Here is a 301-nt window from a genome sequence, read left to right as displayed (position 1 = left end):
GCGACCGCTCGACAGCGCGCGCCTCTGCCCGACTTGGTCGGCGTCCTGCGCCCCGACCAGGCCTGGGGCCCGGCTCAGCTCTCCGCCGCCACCCACGAGTTGAACATCGGCCACCTGTCGACTCCGGCCGCCGTCGCCGGCGGCGTCGCTGCCCCCGCCATCCCGCACACCAACAGCGAGCTGGGCTCGGCAGCGCCCGGCAGCCTGAAGTTCAGCGACCCGTTCATCGCGCCGGGCGACGCCCTGTGCCTGCATGTCGCCTACGACGAAGGCTCGCAGCTCACGACCCTCGACTCCGTCC

General features: G+C 73.4%; 1 pseudogene. It reads left to right on the top strand.

The features are described 5' to 3' along the window. Positions 1-301: pseudogene (locus tag MKK69_RS23595) on the top strand (porin); the annotation flags it as partial.

It is taken from the genome of Methylobacterium sp. J-026, assembly GCF_022829585.1.
Classification (GTDB): domain Bacteria; phylum Pseudomonadota; class Alphaproteobacteria; order Rhizobiales; family Beijerinckiaceae; genus Methylobacterium.
Note: the sequence above shows the minus strand (reverse complement) of the source record. Positions and strands in the feature narration are given on the sequence as shown.